The sequence below is a fragment of the Mesorhizobium sp. M8A.F.Ca.ET.161.01.1.1 genome (assembly GCF_004792105.1).
Classification (GTDB): domain Bacteria; phylum Pseudomonadota; class Alphaproteobacteria; order Rhizobiales; family Rhizobiaceae; genus Mesorhizobium.
Window position 1 is genome coordinate 77,046 of record NZ_SRTD01000002.1, and the last position, 18,836, is coordinate 95,881.

At 63.6% G+C, this 18,836-nt stretch carries 20 protein-coding genes and 1 pseudogene; 12 read left to right on the forward strand and 9 right to left on the reverse strand.

All coding sequences use genetic code 11. The features are described 5' to 3' along the window. The first annotated feature begins 8 nt into the window (after positions 1-8). Positions 9-944 carry a ribose-phosphate pyrophosphokinase gene (locus EN804_RS05275; RefSeq protein ID WP_019860650.1) on the forward strand — a complete coding sequence of 312 codons (936 nt, stop codon included), beginning with the start codon at positions 9-11 and terminating at the stop codon, positions 942-944. 215 nt (positions 945-1,159) lie between these two features. On the opposite strand, the gene EN804_RS05280 is transcribed toward EN804_RS05275, so the two are convergent. Then, the gene (locus EN804_RS05280) at positions 1,160-2,260 is read right to left on the reverse strand and encodes a Gfo/Idh/MocA family oxidoreductase (protein WP_135918809.1); all 1,101 of its coding nucleotides are present in this window, start codon (positions 2,258-2,260) and stop codon (positions 1,160-1,162) included. Between the two features lie 255 nt (positions 2,261-2,515). Here EN804_RS05280 and EN804_RS05285 point away from each other — a divergent pair, with 255 nt between their 5' ends. Beyond that, positions 2,516-3,394 carry an AraC family transcriptional regulator gene (locus EN804_RS05285; RefSeq protein ID WP_135918810.1) on the forward strand — a complete coding sequence of 293 codons (879 nt, stop codon included), beginning with the start codon at positions 2,516-2,518 and terminating at the stop codon, positions 3,392-3,394. Here EN804_RS05285 and EN804_RS05290 read toward each other — a convergent pair. Continuing rightward, positions 3,369-4,118 carry a glucose 1-dehydrogenase gene (locus EN804_RS05290; protein WP_135881203.1) on the reverse strand — a complete coding sequence of 250 codons (750 nt, stop codon included), beginning with the start codon at positions 4,116-4,118 and terminating at the stop codon, positions 3,369-3,371. The two genes, EN804_RS05285 and EN804_RS05290, sit on opposite strands and share 26 nt — an antisense overlap. Before the next feature lie 131 nt (positions 4,119-4,249). Between EN804_RS05290 and EN804_RS38595 the strand changes: the two are divergent. Together EN804_RS38595 and EN804_RS38600 are read left to right on the forward strand one after the other, a co-directional pair. Then, a pseudogene (locus EN804_RS38595) lies at positions 4,250-4,768 on the forward strand (LysR family transcriptional regulator); the annotation flags it as partial. A 65-nt stretch (positions 4,769-4,833) separates the two neighbouring features. Further along, a complete protein-coding gene (locus EN804_RS38600; RefSeq protein WP_246693576.1) occupies positions 4,834-5,142 on the forward strand; it encodes a LysR substrate-binding domain-containing protein in 309 nt (102 codons plus the stop codon). A 128-nt stretch (positions 5,143-5,270) separates the two neighbouring features. Here EN804_RS38600 and EN804_RS05300 read toward each other — a convergent pair whose 3' ends face one another. Continuing rightward, positions 5,271-6,149, reverse strand: a complete 879-nt coding sequence (locus EN804_RS05300) for a helix-turn-helix transcriptional regulator (protein WP_135918811.1) — start codon at positions 6,147-6,149, stop codon at positions 5,271-5,273. A 139-nt stretch (positions 6,150-6,288) separates the two neighbouring features. On the opposite strand from EN804_RS05300, the gene EN804_RS05305 reads away from it, so the two are divergent. Further along, entirely contained in the window at positions 6,289-7,530 is a 1,242-nt protein-coding gene (locus EN804_RS05305) for an MFS transporter (RefSeq protein WP_189343780.1), read from the forward strand. A 72-nt stretch (positions 7,531-7,602) separates the two neighbouring features. On the opposite strand, the gene EN804_RS05310 is transcribed toward EN804_RS05305, so the two are convergent. Continuing rightward, positions 7,603-8,460 carry an alpha/beta hydrolase gene (locus EN804_RS05310; RefSeq protein WP_135918812.1) on the reverse strand — a complete coding sequence of 286 codons (858 nt, stop codon included), beginning with the start codon at positions 8,458-8,460 and terminating at the stop codon, positions 7,603-7,605. 153 nt (positions 8,461-8,613) lie between these two features. Between EN804_RS05310 and EN804_RS05315 the strand changes: the two genes are divergently transcribed. The 7 genes from EN804_RS05315 (at position 8,614) to EN804_RS05345 (ending at position 14,131) form a co-directional block, all read left to right on the forward strand. Beyond that, on the forward strand, positions 8,614-9,042 hold the full coding sequence (locus tag EN804_RS05315) for a MarR family transcriptional regulator (protein WP_127278808.1): 429 nt from the start codon (positions 8,614-8,616) through the stop codon (positions 9,040-9,042). A 236-nt stretch (positions 9,043-9,278) separates the two neighbouring features. Further along, complete coding sequence (locus tag EN804_RS05320) at positions 9,279-9,920, forward strand: 50S ribosomal protein L25/general stress protein Ctc (protein ID WP_135867490.1); 642 nt, start codon at positions 9,279-9,281, stop codon at positions 9,918-9,920. Positions 9,921-9,943: 23 nt separating this feature from the next. Next, on the forward strand, positions 9,944-10,681 hold the full coding sequence (gene pth / locus EN804_RS05325; protein WP_127869760.1) for an aminoacyl-tRNA hydrolase: 738 nt from the start codon (positions 9,944-9,946) through the stop codon (positions 10,679-10,681). Positions 10,682-10,777: 96 nt separating this feature from the next. Continuing rightward, positions 10,778-11,881 carry a redox-regulated ATPase YchF gene (gene ychF / locus EN804_RS05330; protein ID WP_127276055.1) on the forward strand — a complete coding sequence of 368 codons (1,104 nt, stop codon included), beginning with the start codon at positions 10,778-10,780 and terminating at the stop codon, positions 11,879-11,881. 234 nt (positions 11,882-12,115) lie between these two features. After that, positions 12,116-13,090 (forward strand): magnesium/cobalt transporter CorA, encoded by a 975-nt coding sequence (corA, locus tag EN804_RS05335; protein ID WP_127276056.1) that lies wholly within the window; start codon positions 12,116-12,118, stop codon positions 13,088-13,090. Positions 13,091-13,205: 115 nt separating this feature from the next. Continuing rightward, complete coding sequence (locus EN804_RS05340) at positions 13,206-13,676, forward strand: MaoC family dehydratase (RefSeq protein WP_167531307.1); 471 nt, start codon at positions 13,206-13,208, stop codon at positions 13,674-13,676. After that, positions 13,673-14,131: a MaoC family dehydratase gene (locus EN804_RS05345; RefSeq protein ID WP_127276057.1), complete on the forward strand. Its 459-nt coding sequence runs from the start codon at positions 13,673-13,675 to the stop codon at positions 14,129-14,131. The genes EN804_RS05340 and EN804_RS05345 overlap by 4 nt, the downstream gene beginning before the upstream one ends. Before the next feature lie 42 nt (positions 14,132-14,173). On the opposite strand, the gene EN804_RS05350 is transcribed toward EN804_RS05345, so the two are convergent. The 5 genes from EN804_RS05350 to petA form a co-directional block, all read right to left on the reverse strand. Further along, a complete protein-coding gene (locus tag EN804_RS05350; RefSeq protein WP_027143364.1) occupies positions 14,174-14,719 on the reverse strand; it encodes an adenine phosphoribosyltransferase in 546 nt (181 codons plus the stop codon). A 228-nt stretch (positions 14,720-14,947) separates the two neighbouring features. After that, a complete protein-coding gene (locus tag EN804_RS05355; protein ID WP_135918813.1) occupies positions 14,948-15,643 on the reverse strand; it encodes a phosphatase PAP2 family protein in 696 nt (231 codons plus the stop codon). Positions 15,644-15,792: 149 nt separating this feature from the next. Beyond that, positions 15,793-16,665: a cytochrome c1 gene (locus tag EN804_RS05360; RefSeq protein ID WP_135918814.1), complete on the reverse strand. Its 873-nt coding sequence runs from the start codon at positions 16,663-16,665 to the stop codon at positions 15,793-15,795. A gap of 27 nt (positions 16,666-16,692) precedes the next feature. Next, a complete protein-coding gene (locus EN804_RS05365; protein ID WP_135918815.1) occupies positions 16,693-17,994 on the reverse strand; it encodes a cytochrome b N-terminal domain-containing protein in 1,302 nt (433 codons plus the stop codon). 16 nt (positions 17,995-18,010) lie between these two features. Next, positions 18,011-18,571: a ubiquinol-cytochrome c reductase iron-sulfur subunit gene (gene petA, locus EN804_RS05370; protein ID WP_127276061.1), complete on the reverse strand. Its 561-nt coding sequence runs from the start codon at positions 18,569-18,571 to the stop codon at positions 18,011-18,013. Between the last annotated feature and the right edge of the window lie 265 nt (positions 18,572-18,836).

Genomic DNA, 18,836 nt, shown 5'->3' on the forward strand with positions numbered 1-18,836 from the left:
AACGGTGCATGAAACTCTTCGCAGGCAATTCCAACAGGGTGCTGGCCGAAGCGGTCGCTCGCTATCTCAACATCCCGCTGGGCAAGGCCAGTGTCAGGCGCTTCGCCGACCAGGAAATCTTCGTCGAAATCCAGGAGAATGTGCGCGGCGAGGATGTCTTCATCCTGCAGTCGACCTCGTTCCCGACCAACGATCACCTGATGGAACTGCTCATCATGATCGACGCCTTCATGCGCTCCTCGGCCAAGCGCATCACGGCGGTTATCCCCTATTTCGGCTATGCCAGGCAGGACCGCCGCGCTTCCGGGCGCACGCCGATCTCGGCCAAGCTGGTCGCCAACATGATCACACGCGCCGGTGTCGACCGGGTTTTGACGCTGGATCTCCATGCCGGCCAGATCCAGGGTTTCTTCGACATTCCGACCGACAATCTGTTCTCGGTGCCGGTGATGGCCCGCGACGTGAAGGCGAAATACAAGCAGCTCGGCAATGTCGTCGTGGTGTCGCCCGATATTGGCGGCGTGGTGCGCGCCCGCGCGCTGGCCAAGCGCTTCGACGCACAGCTCGCCATCGTCGACAAGCGCCGCGAGCGTCCGGGCGAATCGGAAGTCATGAACATCATCGGCGCGGTCGCCGGCAAGGATTGCCTTTTGATCGACGATATCGTCGATTCCGGCGGCACGCTGTGCAATGCCGCCGATGCGCTGCTCGCCAACGGCGCCACTAGCGTCACCGCCTACATCACCCACGGCGTGCTGTCGGGCGGCGCGGTTGCCCGCATCAGCGGCTCGAAGCTGCAGGAACTGGTGATCACCGATTCCATCCAGCCGACGCAAGGCGTGCTCGACGCCCCCAACATCCGCGTCATCTCGATCGCCGACCTGATGGGCGAAGCGATCTCGCGCACGGCGACCGAGGAATCGGTGTCGAGTCTGTTCGACTGAACCGGGACGCCCCTTTCCCGCCCATCGCCTGCATCGTGCCGCGAGCGAGATTTCCTTACGCGCTTGCCATGGCTGTTGCCCCTCCAAACAATGGAGGAGCAGCAGATGCCGATCATGCAATTCCAGGAACCGCTTTCGCGCTTTCCTGGAATTTCTCCATAGGCCCGAGATCAAGCGCCACTCCAGCGATCGGCAGGGACGCGGAGCAGGAGCATTCAACTGATGATCCGCTGCCGTTCGCCGGTCTCGTCGGCGCGTTCGATGGCGTCGATGACGCGATGACGCCTCACCGCTGTCGCGAAATCCGGCACCAGAGCGGTTCCCGAAGCAAGGTCGCGGGCGAGTTGCGCATAAAGCCGCGCGACATTGGCCGGCGGCCCGGCCAATCCGTCGATGCGGTGCCTGTAGGCCTGCGGTATCGCGATCGGTGCGAAGCCATCGCTTCCCCTTTGCCCGCTGATCGCGAGGTCAGCCATGTTGGCGTAACCGCTCCGCGCCTCGAGCACGAGGCTGCCCTCTCGTCCCCTGATCTCCCACACGAAGTCGCGTCCACGCGATGGGCCGGCGCTGTAGTGGATGGACGCCGCGACGCCGCGGTCGACGGTGGCATTAACCAGCACCTCTTCAGGCATGTCGGCCGGGACCGGCTGGCCATCGCTCAGGCGGATCACCTCGCCGCGTATCTTGAGCTGTGCCGAAAGCGCATCGACCTCGCCAAGCACCGAAACCAGCATCTCCAGCGCATGGCCCAGCACAACCGCCTGCAGCGTGGCGCCATTGTTCTTGTGCGCCATGAATTCGTAATGCGGATCCATGCGCCCGGCCCAGACATCGTCAGGCGCAAAACCCCTGATGTTGGTGCTGACCGGCTCGCCGATAAAGCCCTGCCCGATCAGGTCGCGGGCGAGATGCACCGCCGGGCTGAAATGCCCTTGCAGCCCGATGATGGTTTTCACGCCCGCTTTCGCCGCCTTGCGCTCGAGATCGATCGCTTCAGTGAGATTGCGGCCGAGCGGCCACTCGCAATAGACATGCTTTCCCCTGGCGATTGCATCGGACGCAATCTCGTGGTGTTCGGTCACCTTGACGCCGACCACAACAAGGTCGATCTCGGGCCGCGACACCAGGTCCCGGTGGTTGTCGAAGGCAAGGCCCGCGCCCAAAGCGCGCGCCGTGGCATCCGCCGTCTCCTGCCGCGTGGTGCTGACCCCACGGATTTCGAATGCGTCCAGGCCCCTCAGCGCCGGCAGATGCGCCACGCCCACCCAACCACGCCTGGAACTTGCCCCGACGATCCCGATGCCAATCTTTTTCATGTCTGCACACCAACTCCAATGCGGTCTTCAAGGCGCTGACCATCGGGGATGGCAACCGTGTTTTCCATGCTGGTTTGGCCGGAATTTCTTGCCGTTCGTCCGATCTGCCATCGAAGTTGCTTGAGCCTTCCGGAGGAACGGTGTTAATTTTCCGGCCATGCTTGATAATCTGTCCACATCGGCCTTCGCCTCCGAACGCGACCCGTTGAGCGAAGTGCTGCAGGATCTACGCATTTCAGGCGTCGAATACGGCTATTGCGGCCTGTCCAGACCATGGGCGGTGAGCGTGCCGGGCAATGCATGCTGCGCGTCCATTTCGTCATCAGCGGCGAGTGCTGGCTGCGCCCGCAGGGGCGGCCGCCGCTGAAGCTGGTGAAGGGTGATGCCGCGCTGCTTCCGGGCGGGGCAAGCCACATCGTCTCGGACCATCCGAGCCGCCGCGCACGCCCCCTGTCGGATTTCCCGCGTGAAGAGATCGGCGACCACATCTATCGGCTGAAGATCGGCCAGGCTGCCTTGTCGGCTGTGATGGTGTGCTGCGGCGTCGACTTCGCCGAGCCTGTGATGCATCCGCTGCGGACGCTGATGCCCCCGGCACTCGTCGTTCACGCGGCGAAGGGCATGGACCCGATGCTGCCGATGCTTCTCGACGCCATGGCCGACGAGATCGCCGAGCAGCGCATGGGCTCGGCGACGGTGCTGACCCGGCTTGGCGATGTGCTGATCACGCGGCTGCTGCGGTCCTGGGTCGAGGCCAGTTGCGACGACGCCACGCAAGGCTGGTCGGCCGCCATCCGTGACGCCCGCATCGGCCAGGCCCTGGCCGCGATCCACCGCGAGCCCGGCCGTCCATGGTCGGTCGAAGCGCTGGCCGGCGTCGCCGGCGCCTCGCGCTCGACCTTCTCCGAACGCTTCACCGCGCTGCTCGGCCTGTCGCCGGGCCAGTACCTCACCCGCTGGCGCATGCGCCGCGCCGCCGCCTGGCTGCAGACGGAACGGCTGAGCGTCGCGCAAGTGGCCGATCGGCTCGGCTATGAATCGGAAGCCGCCTTCAGCCGCGCCTTCAAGCGCGTCGTCGGATCGCCGCCGAGCGCGCTGCGCCGGAAATCTACCGCCACCCGCCCGCGGCCGTGATGCGCTCGCCGCTCACCCATCCCGCCTCGTCGGAGGCTAAAAACACCGCCACCTTGGCAATATCCTCCGACTGGCCGAAGCGGCCGAGCGGGGTGACCGCCACCAGCGCCTTTTCGTGTTCGCTACCAACGATGCCGATGCGCTGTAGCCCTTCGGTGTCGACGCCGCCCGGCGCGATCGAATTGACGCGGATGTGGCGGTGGCCGAGCTCGCGAGCCATTGACAGCGTGATCGAGTCTACGGCCGCTTTGGTGGCGGCATAGACCACCGAATTCGGCTGCGGATTGAAGCTGGCGACCGAACTGATGTTGACAATGCTGCCGCCCGTTGGCCCGAAATGCCTGGCCGCTTCCTGGGTGGCCAGCACGACGCCCAGCACATTGGTGTCGAACTGGCGGTGGAAAGCGGCCTCGGTGACCGCCTCCAGCGGCTCGAACTCGAACACGCCGGCATTGTTGACCAGGATGTCGACGCCACCGAACGTGGTTTTGGCCGCTTCGAACAGACCGCGCACATCGGCCGTCTTGGCAACATCGCCCTGCACCGCAACCGCGCGGCCGCCACCCGCCTCGATTGCCGCGACGACACGCTCGGCCCCTTCCCGCGACGAGGCATAATTGACCACCACGGCCGCGCCCGCCGCGCCCAAAGCTTTGGCTGTTGCCGCGCCGATGCCCTTGGAAGCGCCGGTGACGATGGCGACCTTGCCATTCAGACTGCTCATCAAATCTCTCCTTGTGTTGACGATGAGCAGCTATTTAAGATTGCTGGGAATTCATATTAGTCCGATATATGGCCCTTCTTTCCTGCCTGTAATTCCGTAATCAATTCCGTCTCGCCAAGCGATGTGCCGACATGACCACCATCCTCGAAAAAACCGCCGGCCTTGTCGCCTTCGTGCGCACGGTGGATGCCGGCTCTTTCCAGGCCGCCAGCCGATTGATCGGCTCCAGCCCGTCTGCCGTGTCGAAAAGCGTCGCCAAATTGGAGCGTCGGCTTGGCGCGAAACTTATCCAGCGCTCGACGCGGCAACTGGGGCTGACCAGCGAAGGCATCGCCTATTACGAGCGCGTGGCCCCACTGCTACGCGCGCTGGACGATGCCGGGGATATCGTCCAGAACACCGGCACGGCGCGAGGGCTGTTGCGCGTGACCGCCCCGGTGGAACTCGGCCGCGGCCTGATTGCCTCGTGGGCACAGCTGTTCCTCACCGAGCAGCCCGAGGTGAAGCTGGAGCTCAACGTCACCGACCGTCACGCCGACCTGATCCGGGAAAACTATGATGTGGCGGTGCGCATCGGCGCGCTGACGGATTCCGGCCTCACCGCGCGCGGCATCGCCAGCCTGCCCACCCTGCTGGTCGCCGCCCCCGCCTATCTCCAGCGACGAGGCACTCCCCCTCGATCGCGGATCTGCGGGCTCACGATTTCATCCGCTACATCAGGTCCGGCCGGCCGCTCTCGGTCACTTTCGCCGATGGTACCGAAATCATGCCCGACGGCCGCTTCGACACCGATGACGGTGGCGCCATCCGCCACGCCGCACTCGCCGGCGCCGGCATCGCTCACCTCATGCAATTTGCCGTGAAGGAAGACCTCAACGCCGGCCGCCTGCTGTGCGTGGTGCCCGACATGCCACTGCCGACCATGCCCGTGCATATAGTGCACGCCTTCGGCCGACAGTTGCCGGTGCGGGCAAGGTTGTTCGTCGAGTTTCTGGTGCGGCAGATGGGGCGGTTGGATCGATAGCGCCTCGAACCGGATGCAAAGGTAACAGTCTATAGATTCTCCGCAGCGGCCGGCGGCTGAAGAGGATGCCGTACGCTTGGGTGCTCCGATTTTGCATGATCAGGCGCAGCACCGTTCCCGGGATTAACTCAGGGTGCCGGAGCCTCGAGTCGAGGCTGAGTCCGCCGCATGGCTTCGCCATTGTCGCGCGCGCCGCGCATATAGCCGCGCGGCGAGGAGCCGAGCATGCGCTTGAACATGGTGATGAAGGCCGGCACGCTGTCATAGCCGAGATCGAGCGCCACCCTGGTGATCGGCTCGCCATCGGCGAGCCTCGGCAAGGCCGCGAACAGGCAGGCCTGCTGGCGCCACGTCGACAGCGACAGGCCGGTCTGGCGCTGGAAGGCGCGCGTGAAGGAGCGCCGGCTCATGCCGACAGTATCGGCCCATTCGTCGATCGTCGCGTGCGGCGAGGGTGCGGCGACGAAACGCCTGCAGAGCGCCGCCAGCTTGGGATCGGACGGGAACGGCAGGCCGAGCGGCCGCTCCGGCAATTGCGGGATCTCGTGCAGGAGCAGGTTCATGATCAGGCCGCCGCGTCCCTCCAGTTCGCCGCCTTGCGGCAGCTTCTCGGATTCCACGATCAGGCTGTGCATCAGGTCGGTGATGCCGACGACGCGCATGCCCTCCGGCAGGCCCGGGATCGCCTGCGGCATGACATAGACCGAGCGCATCGACACATCGCCCAGCATCTCGACGGAATGTTCGATACCGGCCGGAATCCACATCGCATGGTCGGGCGGCACCATCCAGCGCCCATGCCGCGTCGTTACCAGCACGACGCCGACCAGCGCATGCAGCAACTGGCTGCGGCTGTGGTGGTGGTGCGGCACGTGGTACCCGTCCGGATATTCCGTCGGCAACACCACCGCCGGCCCGACCGCCTGCTCGAGCCACTGCCAACGCAGCCCGTGCAATTGCCCGAGATCGGTGTGGCCGGCGCCGAAAATCTCCCTGGCTTTTGGCATTCGGTATGGCCCACTTGCGAAACTATTGGACCAAACCACGAAAGAAGTCGCTTGGCAACCGGACTATAAGGCTGCCTGCGGGAAGCGCCCGCCACGTCGCCTGCGGGAACAACCCGCCAAAAAGACTACGGAGCCTATCTTGACCGATACGACAGCCACCAGCGTCGCGCCGCCTGCGACCGCCAGTCACGCTTCAGCCCAGGCGACGGCCTTCACCGTCATCCTGGCGGTGAGCCTGTGCCACTGCATCAACGACATCATGCAGTCGCTGCTATCGGCCATTTATCCGCTTCTGAAAGACAATTACGGCCTCGACTTCTGGCAGATCGGCCTGTTGACCTTCACCTTCCAGGTGACGGCATCGCTACTGCAGCCGATCATCGGCGCGGTCACTGACAAGCGGCCGATGCCTTATTCGCTGCCCTGGGGCATGGCGTCCTCGCTGATCGGCCTGGTCGTGCTGGCCTATGCCGGGCACTACTACCTGCTGCTGATCGGCGCCTCGCTGATCGGCATCGGTTCGGCGATCTTCCATCCGGAATCCTCGCGCATCGCCCGCTTCGCTTCCGGCGGCCGGTTCGGCCTGGCGCAGTCGCTGTTCCAGGTCGGCGGCAATTTCGGCCAGTCCATGGGCCCGTTGCTCGCCGCCTTCATCGTCGTGCCCTTCGGCCAGACCAGCATCGCCTGGTTCGCCGTCGGCTCGCTGATCGGCATCGTCATCCTGTGGCAGGTCGGCGGCTGGTACAGCCGTCTGCGCGCCGCGCAAGGCAATCGCAAGACGGCAAGCTTCGTCTCGCCCTTCCCGCGCCGCAAGGTTATGTGGGCCTTGGCGGTGCTGACCTTGCTGGTGCTGACCAAGAACGCCTACATCGCCAGCCTCGCCAGCTACTACACCTTCTACTCCATCCATAAGTTCGGCGTTTCGGTGCAGATGTCGCAGGTCATGCTGTTCCTCTTCCTTGGCTCCTCGGCGCTGGGCATCCTGCTCGGCGGTCCGTTCGGCGACCGCTATGGACAAAAGGCGATGATCTGGTTCTCGATCGTCGGCGTGCTGCCCTTCACGCTGGCGCTCCCTTACGCCAACCTGGAATGGACGATGGTGCTGACCGTGCTGATCGGCCTCATCCTGTCGTCGGCCTTCTCCAACATCGTCGTCTTCGCGCAGGAACTGGTGCCGGGCCGCGTCGGCACGATCGCCGGCATCTTCTTCGGCTTCGCCTTCGGCGTCGGCGGCATCGCGGCCGCGGTGCTTGGCGTCGTCGCCGACATGAAGGGCATCGATTTCGTCTTCCAGATCTGCTCCTACCTGCCGTTCCTGGGGCTGCTGACGGTGTTCCTGCCCAACATGAAGCAAGCCCGCAAGGCGCAAGCAGCCGCTTAAATCATCCGGGCTGTGTCCAGGCAAAGGCACCCGCCTCATGGCGGGTGCCTTTTTCGTTCAGGCGGAAAGGTTTCAGGCCTTGAAGAAGGCCAGCAGGTCGGCGTTGATGATTGCGGCGTGGGTCGTGGCCATGCCGTGCGGAAAACCCTTGTAGATCTTGAGCTCGCCCTTCTTGAGCAGCTTGATGGTCAACAGCGCCGAGTCGGCGATCGGAACGATCTGGTCGTCATCGCCATGCATGACCAGCACCGGCACGTCGATCTTTTTGAGGTCCTCGGTGAAGTCGGTCTCCGAGAAGGCCTTGATGCAATCATAGTGCGCCTTGGTGCCGCCCATCATGCCCTGGCGGTACCAGTTGTCGATGACACCTTGCGAAACCTCGGCGCCCGGACGGTTGAAGCCGTAGAACGGGCCGGTGGGAACGTCCACGTAAAGCTGGGCGCGATTGCCCGCGACGCCGGAGCGGAAGCCGTCGAACACCTCGATGGGAAGGCCGCCGGGATTGGCCGGCGTCTTGAGCATGATCGGCGGCACCGCGCCGAGCAACGCTGCCTTGGCGACGCGTCCGCCCGCTCCATACTGGGCGACATAGCGCGCCACCTCGCCGCCGCCGGTCGAATGGCCGACATGGATGGCATCCTTGAGGTCGAGATGCGCGGCAAGTTCAGCCACGTCGGCGGCGTAGGTGTCCATCTCGTTGCCGACATCTGTCTGGGTCGAGCGGCCGTGGCCGCGGCGGTCATGGGCGATGACGCGGTAGCCCTGTGCCAGGAAGAAGAGCATCTGGGCGTCCCAGTCGTCGCTGCTCAACGGCCAGCCGTGATGGAAGACGATAGGCTGACCGGTTCCCCAGTCCTTGTAATAGATCTGCGTGCCGTCCTTGGTGGTGATCGTGCCGCTGCCTGAGCCTGATTTGGTCTGCGAGGTCATCTCAATCTCCGTTAAATTTGGTGTCGCGATAAACAATATCGCGATATCAATATTGCTAACGCAGCTTGATCCCCGTGTCCACAAAAAATATATATCGCGATATCATTTCTCGTGGTACATACTTGAGGCGCTTAATCGGCAAAGGACTGCCTCGTGCCTCTCCCGTTGGACAATCAGCTCTGTTTCACGCTCTACGCCACCAGCATGGCGATCAACCGCACCTACAAGCCGATGCTGGACGAGATGGGCATCACCTATCCGCAATATCTCGTGCTCAACGCGTTGGGCGAAGCCGACGGCATGTCGGTCGGCGCGATCGCGCACAGGCTCGCTCTGGAATCGAGCACCGTCACGCCGCTGGTCAAGCGTATGGAACAGGCTGGCGTGGTGACCCGCCAGCGCAATCAGGCCGACGAGCGCCAGGTACAGGTCGACCTGACATCCGCCGGCCGCAAGCTGCTCGTCCAGTGCAATTGCCTGAACGAGACCCTGATCGAGCGCTCGGGCATGACGCTGGCCGAACTCGACGCCCTGAACCGGCAGGTCCAGGCACTGCGCGATGCGTTGAGCGGCGACCGGTAGCGACGGCTCTTCGGCCGCCGCTTGCACCTGGGACCACCTTCCGCTATAGAGCCGCCACCCGCGTAGACACCCTTGGAGGCAACGCGGCGGAAGGCTGCCTTCCCCTTGTGATCCCGAACAAAGATCCGCTCGCTGCGGTTTCCGGCATTCGGACATCGAGGTCCGGCGGCTTTCGACGTTTACGGCCTGGCACATCGCCAACCGTAGGCGCTCCATAACACGCGAAAGGAAAAGCCATGAGCCACGATACTTACGAGCTCAAGGCCGAAGCGCGCGAACAGGTCGGTAAGGGGTCCGCCCGAGCAGTTCGCCGCAACGGTAAAGTGCCTGCAGTAATTTACGGTGACAAGCAGCCTCCCCTGGCGATCGCGCTCACCTACAAGGACATCTTCTACAAGATCCATGGCGGCGGGTTCCTGACCACGGTCGCCACGATCGATGTCGACGGCAAGAAGATCCAGGTCCTGCCGAAGGACTTCCAGCTCGACCCGGTCAAGGACTTCCCGATGCATGTGGATTTCCTGCGCATCGGCAAGGACACGGAAGTCAATGTCGACGTGCCTGTCCACTTCATCAATGAAGACAAGTCGCCCGGCATCAAGCGCGGCGGCGTGCTCAACATCGTGCGTCACGAGGTCGAGTTCCACTGCCCGGCCAATGCGATCCCGGAATTCATCACCGTCGATCTCACCGGCGCCGACATCGGCGATTCGATCCATATCTCGGCGGTCAAGCTGCCGGCTGGCGTCAAGCCGGTCATCTCCGATCGCGACTTCACCATCGCGACCATTGCCGGTTCGGCGGCGATGAAGCCGGAGACTGAAGAGACGGCTGAGGTTGCGGCCCCCGAAGCGGCTCCTGCCGCCGAAGAGAAGTAACTCTTTCACGCCCGGAGCAGACGATGCCAGGGAAGACGGCGCTTGTCTTTGCAGGCCTCGGCAATCCGGGCGCGAAATATGCTGAAAACCGGCACAATGTCGGCTTCATGGCGGCGGACGCTATCGCCCGCCGCCATTCCTTTTCGCCCTGGTCGAAGAAGTTCCAGGGCCTGATCGCCGAGGGCACGCTCGGCGGTGAAAAGATCATCCTGATCAAGCCGCAGACCTTCATGAACCTGTCCGGCCAGTCGGTCGGCGAAGCGCTGCGCTTCTACAAGCTCGACCTTTCCGCCCTCACCGTCTTCTATGACGAGATCGATCTTGCCGAAGGCAAGCTGCGCATCAAGACCGGCGGCGGTGCCGGCGGCCACAACGGCATCCGCTCGATCGATGGCCATGTCGGCAACGCCTATCGCCGCGTGCGCATCGGCGTCGGCCATCCCGGCGTCAAGGAAATGGTCCAGCATCATGTGCTCGGCGATTTCGCCAAGGCCGACCGCGACTGGCTCGACCCGTTGCTCGACGCGATCGCCGACAACGCTGCCATGATCGTCAAGGGCGACGAATCCGGCTTCATGAACAAGGCCGCCCTTGCCGTACAGGGCAAGGCGGGCGCCGAACCGGAAAAGCCGGCGCAAAAACAGGCTCCGAAACAGCAAAGCCATGTCCGCCAGGCCCGCCCCCAGCAGGCGCCCGCCAAGTTGCCCGAGACCGGCCCGATGGCGGCGATGCTGAAGAAACTGTTCGGCAACAAGGACTGAGCCGCGGGACCATCGGCGTTACAGGGCTTGACGTTCCCAACCCCTATCGCCCATAGCCCTCATCAAATTTCGCTTTTCCCGATAGGACCGGACAAAATGGGTTTCAAATGCGGCATCGTTGGCTTGCCCAATGTCGGCAAGTCGACGCTCTTCAACGCGCTGACGAGGACGGCCGCCGCGCAGGCCGCCAACTATCCGTTCTGCACCATCGAACCGAACACCGGCGAGGTGGCGGTGCCGGACCCGCGCCTGCAGAAGATCGCCGCGATCGGCAAGTCGAAGGAGATCATCCCGACCCGCATCTCCTTCGTCGATATTGCCGGCCTGGTGCGCGGCGCCTCTAAGGGCGAAGGGCTGGGGAACCAGTTTCTCGCCAACATCCGCGAGGTCGACGCCATCGTCCACGTGCTGCGCTGCTTCGAGGATGACGACATCACCCATGTCGAGGGCCGCATCGACCCCGTCGCCGACGCCGAGACGGTCGAGACCGAGCTGATGCTTGCCGACCTCGACAGCCTCGAGCGCCGCATCGTGCAATTCCGCAAGCGCGCCGGCAGCAAGGACAAGGAAGCCACCGCCGTGCTGCCGATGATGGAGGCAGCGCTCGAGTTGCTGCAGGCCGGCAAGCCGACCCGCATCCTGCTCAAGGGTATTTCGGCCGAAGATTTGCGCATCCTGCAGGGGCTGAACCTGCTCACCTCGCATCCCGTGCTCTATGTCTGCAACGTCGCCGAGGCCGATGCCGCGACCGGCAACGAGCACACAAAGGCTGTGGAGAAAATGGCCGCCGCGCAGGGCGCCGGCACCGTAGTGATCTCGGCGGCGATCGAGGCGGAAGTCGCCCAGCTTTCCGACGAGGAGGAAATGGAATTCCTATCCTCGCTCGGCCTCGACGAGCCCGGCCTGAACAAGGTGATCCGCGCCGGCTACGACCTGTTGCACCTCATCACCTATTTTACCGTTGGGCCGAAGGAGACGCGCGCCTGGACCGTGCACAAGGGCGACAAGGCCCCTCAGGCGGCTGGCGTCATCCACACCGATTTCGAGCGCGGCTTCATCCGCGCCCAGACCATCGCCTACAACGACTTTGTCACGCTGGGCGGGGAAGTGGCGGCCAAGGAAGCCGGCAAGGCGCGCGATGAAGGCAAGGAATATGTCGTCCAGGACGGCGACATCATGCTGTTCAAGTTCAACACGTGACCCTCCTGCCCAGTCGACAATGTCTGGGCGGAAGTAGAGCCGACGAAGCTTTCGTACCACCGGCTCCTCGACGAATTTTTCTGAGTGGCCGATGCCAGCCGGCCCTGCTCGGCTTGTCTTGATTTTGTCATGCCGCGGGTCTAAGCGGCAGCCACACGGTCGGCGTGCGACGAAAAACCGTGCAATCCGACACGATGCGTAACCTCAACGCGGCTCTGGCAGGGAGATTCGGCGATGATCAAGGCCTTCGTCGTCGACAATGATCGCCTGCGCCTCACCGACGACCTGCTGGTCAATGGCGACAAGGTCGTCTGGGCCGATCTCGTCAATCCGACCAAGGAGGAAGAGGCCACCATCGAAAGCTGGCTCGGCATCGCCATCCCGACCCGCGAGGAGATGGAGGAGATCGAGATTTCAAGCCGCCTCTATATCGAGGACGGCGCCTACTTCATGACCGCCACCTTGCCCGCGCAGACCGAGGTCGACGATCCCCTGATGTCGCCGGTCACCTTCGTGCTCGCCGGCGCCAGGCTGATCACCGTACGCTATCACGAACCGAAGGCGTTCAAGACCTTCCCGCTGCGCGCCGAGAAGGTGGCGACCGGCTGCAGCAGCGGCGACACCATCCTGATCGGCCTGCTGGAGGCGATCGTCGACCGCCTCGCCGACATCCTCGAGCGCGCCGGCCGCGATGTCGAAGTGATTTCGCGCGACATCTTCGAGGCGCGCTCGACCAAGGTGTCGAAGCGCAACCGCGACTTCCAGGAACTGCTGAAGGCCATCGGCCGCAAGGAGGACATCGCCTCCTCCATCCGCGACAGCCTGATCTCGCTGCAGCGGCTGGCGGGTTTCCTCGCCCATGTCGCGACTCTGACCAAGATGAGCAAGGACGTCCGCGCCCGCATCAAGACCCTGTCGCGCGACGTGCTGTCGCTTGCCGACCACGCCACCTTCCTGTCGCAGAAGATCTCCTTCCTGCTCGACGCCACGCTCGGCATGATCTCGATCGAGCAGAACGCCATCATCAAGATCTTCTCCGTCGCCGCCGTCATCTTCCTGCCGCCGACACTCGTCGCCTCGATCTACGGCATGAATTTCGATGTCATTCCCGAGCTGAAGTGGGAGTTCGGCTATCCCTTCGCCATTGCCATGATGGTGCTGTCGGCGATCCTGCCTTTCTGGTATTTCCGCCGCCGCGGCTGGCTCTGAACACCCGCTGCCTGGGCCTGGCTCACCAGAAAGGGCTTGACCAAACCGCCCGCGGCCTGCATCCGGGTTTTCCGATCCAAAGGGATCGCGCATTCTACAACCGGATTTGCTGACCATGACCGGAAAGACATGGGCGTATGAGGACTTCGTCGAGGGGGCCTCGTTCGACCTCGGCGCGAAAAAAGTAAGCGCGGCCGAGATCATCGAGTTCGCCAGCGAGTTCGACGCTCAGCCGATGCATCTCGACGAGGAGGCCGGCAAGGCCAGCATCCTCGGTGGCCTCTCGGCCTCGGGCTGGCACACCTGCGCCATGTTCATGCGCATGCTGTGCGATGCCTTCCTGCTGGATTCCACCTGCCAGGGCGCGCCCGGCGTCGATCAGGTCAAATGGAAGAAGCCGGTGCTCGCCGGCGATACGCTGCGGGGCAACCTGGTGGTTCTCGCCAGGCGCCTGTCGAAATCGAAGCCGCAACTCGGCTTCGTGACCATGCGCAGCGAACTGGTCAACCAGCGCGGCGAAAGTGTCTTCGAGCTCGAGAACTCCATCATGTTCCTGACGCGCGATGCCGCTGGGAGCCTGTCATGACATTGGACGAATTCTTCCGCATCGGCACCACGGTGACGCTGGGCTCGCACACATTCGAGCCCGAGGCGATCAAGGCGTTCGCCCGCAAATACGACCCTCAGATCTTCCATATCGACGAGGAGGCGGCGAGGAAGAGCGTGCTTGGCGGGCTCTGCGCCTCCGGCTGGCACACCGCGGCCACCTGGATGAAGCTTAATCTGGAAACCCGCCTGGACGCCGAAGGCTGGGACGGCCCGGTGCCCGAATTCGGCCCCTCGCCCGGATTCAAGAACCTGAAATGGCTAAAGCCCGTCCATGCCGGGCAAACCATCACCTTCGCACGCACGGCGCTTTCCCACCGCCCCATAGCGTCCCGTCCCGGCTGGCGGTTGCTGGCGCTGCTCTGCGAGGCCTCCGATTCGACCGGCGCCAAGGTGCTGGAATTCGAGAGCGCCGTGCTGGTGAAGGTGGAATGAGGTGTCTTTCCCTTCTCCCACAAGGGGAGAAGGGAAAAATGCTCAATGCCCCTCGAACCCGATCAGCGTCCTCACCGGCACGCCGAGCGCTTCGAGCTTGGCGCGTCCGCCCAGATCCGGCAGGTCGATGACGAAGCAGGCGGCGAGGATGTCGGCGCCGATCTGGCGCAGCAGCTTGACCGCCGCTTCCGCCGTGCCGCCGGTGGCGATCAGGTCGTCGACCAGGATGACCTTCTCGCCGGGCGCGACGCCGTCCTTGTGCATCTCCATCTCATCCAGCCCGTATTCCAGGCTGTAGGCGACGCGCACGGTCTCGTAAGGCAGCTTGCCCTTCTTGCGGATCGGCACGAAGCCGGCCGAGAGCTGGTGGGCGACGGCGCCGCCGAGGATGAAGCCGCGCGCCTCGATACCGGCGATCTTGTCGATCTTCTGCCCGGCATAGGGATGCACCAGCTCGTCGATGGCGCGGCGGAAGGCGCGTGCGTTGCCGAGCAGCGTGGTGATGTCGCGAAACAGGATGCCGGGCCTGGGATAGTCCGGGATGGTTCGGATCGACGCCAGCAGCGTGTCTTCGAGAGAGGATTTCATGAAGCGGCTCCGGGTGATCCAGCTGACAGAAGCGAAACGGCGCGGGGCCGATCGTAGCCCGGCGCGGCCGACAACGGCTAGCGCGATGTGACGGTCGACACAAGCACGTCCGGCAAAGGATATGGCGGCAAACGCGAGGCGATTTCCTTGCAGTGGGCGCAGGCCGCGGCCGACACGAAAAGGGGCGCCCGAAGGCGCCCCGCTCGGAAAGATGGCTACCGGCCAGTCCTACATGCCGAGGTCGGAACGAAGCTCCGCCCTGGCCACTTCGTACTCGGCCTTGAAATCCTCGCGGTTGAGCAGGACCGCGGCGATGACGCTGCCGGAAATCTTGCCCATCTCGACGTCGGACGGATAATGGATGCCGCCGACGATGCGGTTGTGGGCGAACTCGGCCGCGCGCGCCATGATCTGGGCCCGCTTTTCCGGAACCATGTCAGCCAGGATGATGCCCATCATCGTGCCGACGGTCGCATGGCCGGGCGGCCAGGAACCGGAGCTCGAGAGCTTGACCACCGGCTTGACGAGATCGCTGAGCTGGTGCGGACGCGGACGCTTCCAGACGTCCTTGGCCGGATCGACGACGGCGCCTTCGGTCTCCACCACGCGATCGAAGAAGGCGCTGAATTTCGGCAGCTTGTCCTTGTTGAAATCCGGCCCCATGACATCGGCGAAACGCCAGACGTTTTCCTCGGCATCGGCGATGGCGCGGGCTTCCATTTCGGGTGTGCGCGTGACTTGCATGGTCAGCACCTCGCCAAGCTCGGCCTTGGTCTCGGCCGAATCATTGGCCGGAGGCGGCGGCAGGATCATCGTCAGGTCGACATCCTTGTTGGTAATGAAGGGTTTCGCGTCTTCGGCGCGGGCCGCGGAACCAACGACGAGCAGCAGCAGGCCTGCCGCAAGCGATGCGTATCTTTTCATGGGCGTGATCCTTTGATGAGAGCACCGCAGGATCGCGATGTGCGATGACGGCCATGTGACACCGCCGACGCGTGGCCTGAGCTATCCACCCCAAAAGCAGAAAAGGGCACCTCGCGGCGCCCCTTTTGAATTCCAGACTATGGCATCGCTTAGTGAGCGACGGCTTCCCATACCTTACGCTTGGTCAGGTAGACCAGGGCGCCAAACAGAAGCAGGAACACCAGCACGCGGAAGCCCATCTTCTTGCGGTCTTCCATGTGCGGCTCGGCCGCCCAGGTCAGGAAGGCAGCCACGTCGCGGGAATACTGGTCGATGGTCTGCGGCGAGCCGTCGTCATAGGTCACCTGGCCGTCGGAGAGCGGCTTGGGCATCTTCAGCGACACGCCGGACATGAAGTACGGATTGTAGTGGGTGCCTTCCGGGATGACCATGCCGGCGGGCGGCGTCTCGTCGTAGCCTGTCAGCAGCGAATGGATGTAGTCAGGACCACCCGCATCATACTGGGTGAAGATGTCGAAGACGAACTGCGGGAAGCCGCGCTCGACGCCGCGCGCCTTGGCCAGCAGCGACATGTCGGGCGGCGCCGCGCCGCCATTGGACGCAGCGGCGGCTTCCTCATTGGCGAAGGGCGCCGGGAAATGGTCGGACGGCTTGCCGGGACGGTCGAACATGTCACCGGCATCGTTGGGGCCGTCGTGGATGGTGTATTCTGCTGACAGCGTCTTGATCTGCGCGTCGCTATAGCCGAGGTCCGACAGCGTGCGGAACGCCACCAGGTTCATCGAATGACAGGCCGAGCAGACTTCCTTGTAGACCTTCAGGCCGCGCTGCAGCTGCGCCTTGTCATAGGTGCCGAACGGGCCGGTGAAGCTCCAGCTCATTTCCTTCGGCTCGTTGATCGGGAAATGCGTGGGTGCCGCCGCGTTGTGCGCTTCTTCGGCCGCGAACGCCCAAGTGCCTGCAACCCCAGGGCCGGCGGCCACAAGGCCGACCAGCGCCAGCGAGGTGAGAATCTTCTTCATGCCAAATCCCCTTAGATTCTCTACCGCTCAGCCCTTGGTCTCGGGTGCTGCCGTGGCGCCCGCCGGATGTCCGCCGCCACCCTTGTTCTTTTCGAGCACCGCCTCGGTGATCGAGTTCGGCAGCCTGCGCGGAGTCTCGATCAAGCCGAGCACGGGCAGCGCGACCAGGAAGAAGGCGAAGTAGAACAGCGTCGCCATCTGCGCCATGAACACATAGCTACCTTCCGCCGGCTGCGAGCCCAGCCAGCCCAGCAGGATGGCATCGGCCACGAACAGCCAGAAGAACAGCTTGTACCAGGGCCGGTAGACCGCCGAGCGCACCTTGGAAGTGTCGAGCCACGGCACCAGGAACAGCATGACGATGGCGCCGAACATACACAGCACGCCGCCGAGCTTGGAATTGATCGGCCCGATGTTGAAGGTGATGGCGCGCAGGATCGCGTAGAACGGCAGGAAGTACCATTCCGGAACGATATGGGCCGGCGTCTTCAGCGGGTTGGCGACCGTGTAGTTGTCCGGATGGCCGAGATAGTTCGGCAGGTAGAAGACGAAGTAGGCGAAGACGAACAGGAACACGATCATGCCGAACGCGTCCTTGATGGTCGCGTAGGGCGTGAAGGCGACGGTATCGGTCTTCGACTTGACCTCGATGCCAGTCGGGTTCGACTGGCCGACGACATGCAGCGCCCAGACGTGCAGCACGACGACGCCGGCAATCATGAACGGCAGCAGGTAATGCAGCGCGAAGAAGCGGTTGAGCGTCGGATTGTCGACGGCGAAGCCGCCGAGCAGCAGTTGCTGGATCCAGTCGCCGACCAGCGGGATGGCGCTGAAGAAGCCGGTGATGACGGTGGCGCCCCAGAAGCTCATCTGCCCCCATGGCAGCACATAGCCCATGAAGCCGGTCGCCATCATCAGGAGGTAGATGATGCAACCCAGGATCCACAGCAGTTCGCGCGGCGCCTTGTAGGAGCCGTAGTAGAGACCGCGGAAGATGTGCAGGTAGACGGCGATGAAGAAGAACGAGGCGCCGTTGGCGTGCATGTAACGCAGGAGCCATCCGGAATTCACGTCGCGCATGATCTTCTCGACCGAACCGAAGGCGAGATTGGTGTCGGCAGTATAGTGCATGGCCAGGACGATGCCGGTCAGCATCTGCGCCACTAGCATGATCGCCAGGATGCCGCCGAAGGTCCACATATAGTTCAGGTTGCGCGGCACCGGATAGGCGATGAAGCTGTCATAGACCATCCTGGGCAGCGGCATGCGGGCGTCGAACCAGCGTTCGATACCGGTCTTCGGCGTATAGGTCGAGTGTCCCTCGCTCATCGAAATATCCCCTGCCTCAACCGATAAGGAGTTTGGTATCGGAAATGAACTTGAATACCGGAATCGCCATGTTCTCCGGTGCCGGGCCTTTGCGGATGCGGCCGGCAGTGTCGTATTGCGAGCCATGGCACGGGCAGAACCAGCCGCCGAAATCGCCTTCCTGGCCGAGCGGAATGCAGCCCAGATGGGTGCAGACCTGAACCATCACCATCCAGGCTTCCTTGCCGGGCGTGGTGCGGTTGGCGTCGGTCGCCGGCGCATCGGACGGCAAATTGGCGTTGCGGGCGATCGGATCCTTGAGATCGGAAAGGCTGACGGCCTCGCCGTCCTTCATTTCCTTCTCGGTGCGGTTGCGCACCACGACCGGCTTGCCGCGCCACTTGACGATCAGCGAGCTGCCGGGCGTCAGCGAGGAGACATCGACCTCAACCGAAGCGAGCGCCAGCGTCGAGGCGTCGGGGCGCATCTGGTCGATGAACGGCCAGGCGACGGCACCGGCGCCGACCACAGCGGCCATGCCGGTGGCGACGTAGAGAAAATCTCGACGGTTGGGATCGTGGATGTCGGTTGCGCTCACGGGTGCCTGATCCTTTCGCCTCTTCCGCGCCGGTGGCTGAGCCTTGTTCCCCGCTCAATCACGCCAACCCGACAGCGCATGGCGAACAGGCTAGCGAATTCCTCCGGCATTTGGACTTCGGTTTATGCGTGAAGCCCGTTTTTGTCCAGACGGGTCAAGGCACAAGGGCAGATTGTCGCGGGGACAAAATCCGCTGTCGCGCGGCAAGGCGGCGAATGGCCGCAAAAGGCGGCTAAACAACCGGGAAACAACCGCAAATCCGGCA

What these genes read in the sequence shown, in the direction of transcription:
- EN804_RS05320 (WP_135867490.1), top strand. Translation starts at nt 9,279, where the DNA reads ATGAGCCACGATACTTACGAGCTCAAGGCCGAAGCGCGCGAACAGGTC.
- pth (WP_127869760.1), top strand. Translation starts at nt 9,944, where the DNA reads ATGCCAGGGAAGACGGCGCTTGTCTTTGCAGGCCTCGGCAATCCGGGC.
- EN804_RS05310 (WP_135918812.1), bottom strand. Translation starts at nt 8,460, where the DNA reads ATGACCTCGCAGACCAAATCAGGCTCAGGCAGCGGCACGATCACCACC.
- EN804_RS05280 (WP_135918809.1), bottom strand. Translation starts at nt 2,260, where the DNA reads ATGAAAAAGATTGGCATCGGGATCGTCGGGGCAAGTTCCAGGCGTGGT.
- EN804_RS05340 (WP_167531307.1), top strand. Translation starts at nt 13,206, where the DNA reads ATGACCGGAAAGACATGGGCGTATGAGGACTTCGTCGAGGGGGCCTCG.
- EN804_RS05355 (WP_135918813.1), bottom strand. Translation starts at nt 15,643, where the DNA reads ATGAAAAGATACGCATCGCTTGCGGCAGGCCTGCTGCTGCTCGTCGTT.
- EN804_RS05275 (WP_019860650.1), top strand. Translation starts at nt 9, where the DNA reads ATGAAACTCTTCGCAGGCAATTCCAACAGGGTGCTGGCCGAAGCGGTC.
- EN804_RS05345 (WP_127276057.1), top strand. Translation starts at nt 13,673, where the DNA reads ATGACATTGGACGAATTCTTCCGCATCGGCACCACGGTGACGCTGGGC.
- EN804_RS05350 (WP_027143364.1), bottom strand. Translation starts at nt 14,719, where the DNA reads ATGAAATCCTCTCTCGAAGACACGCTGCTGGCGTCGATCCGAACCATC.
- ychF (WP_127276055.1), top strand. Translation starts at nt 10,778, where the DNA reads ATGGGTTTCAAATGCGGCATCGTTGGCTTGCCCAATGTCGGCAAGTCG.
- EN804_RS05360 (WP_135918814.1), bottom strand. Translation starts at nt 16,665, where the DNA reads ATGAAGAAGATTCTCACCTCGCTGGCGCTGGTCGGCCTTGTGGCCGCC.
- EN804_RS05300 (WP_135918811.1), bottom strand. Translation starts at nt 6,149, where the DNA reads ATGCCAAAAGCCAGGGAGATTTTCGGCGCCGGCCACACCGATCTCGGG.
- corA (WP_127276056.1), top strand. Translation starts at nt 12,116, where the DNA reads ATGATCAAGGCCTTCGTCGTCGACAATGATCGCCTGCGCCTCACCGAC.
- EN804_RS05365 (WP_135918815.1), bottom strand. Translation starts at nt 17,994, where the DNA reads ATGAGCGAGGGACACTCGACCTATACGCCGAAGACCGGTATCGAACGC.
- EN804_RS05290 (WP_135881203.1), bottom strand. Translation starts at nt 4,118, where the DNA reads ATGAGCAGTCTGAATGGCAAGGTCGCCATCGTCACCGGCGCTTCCAAG.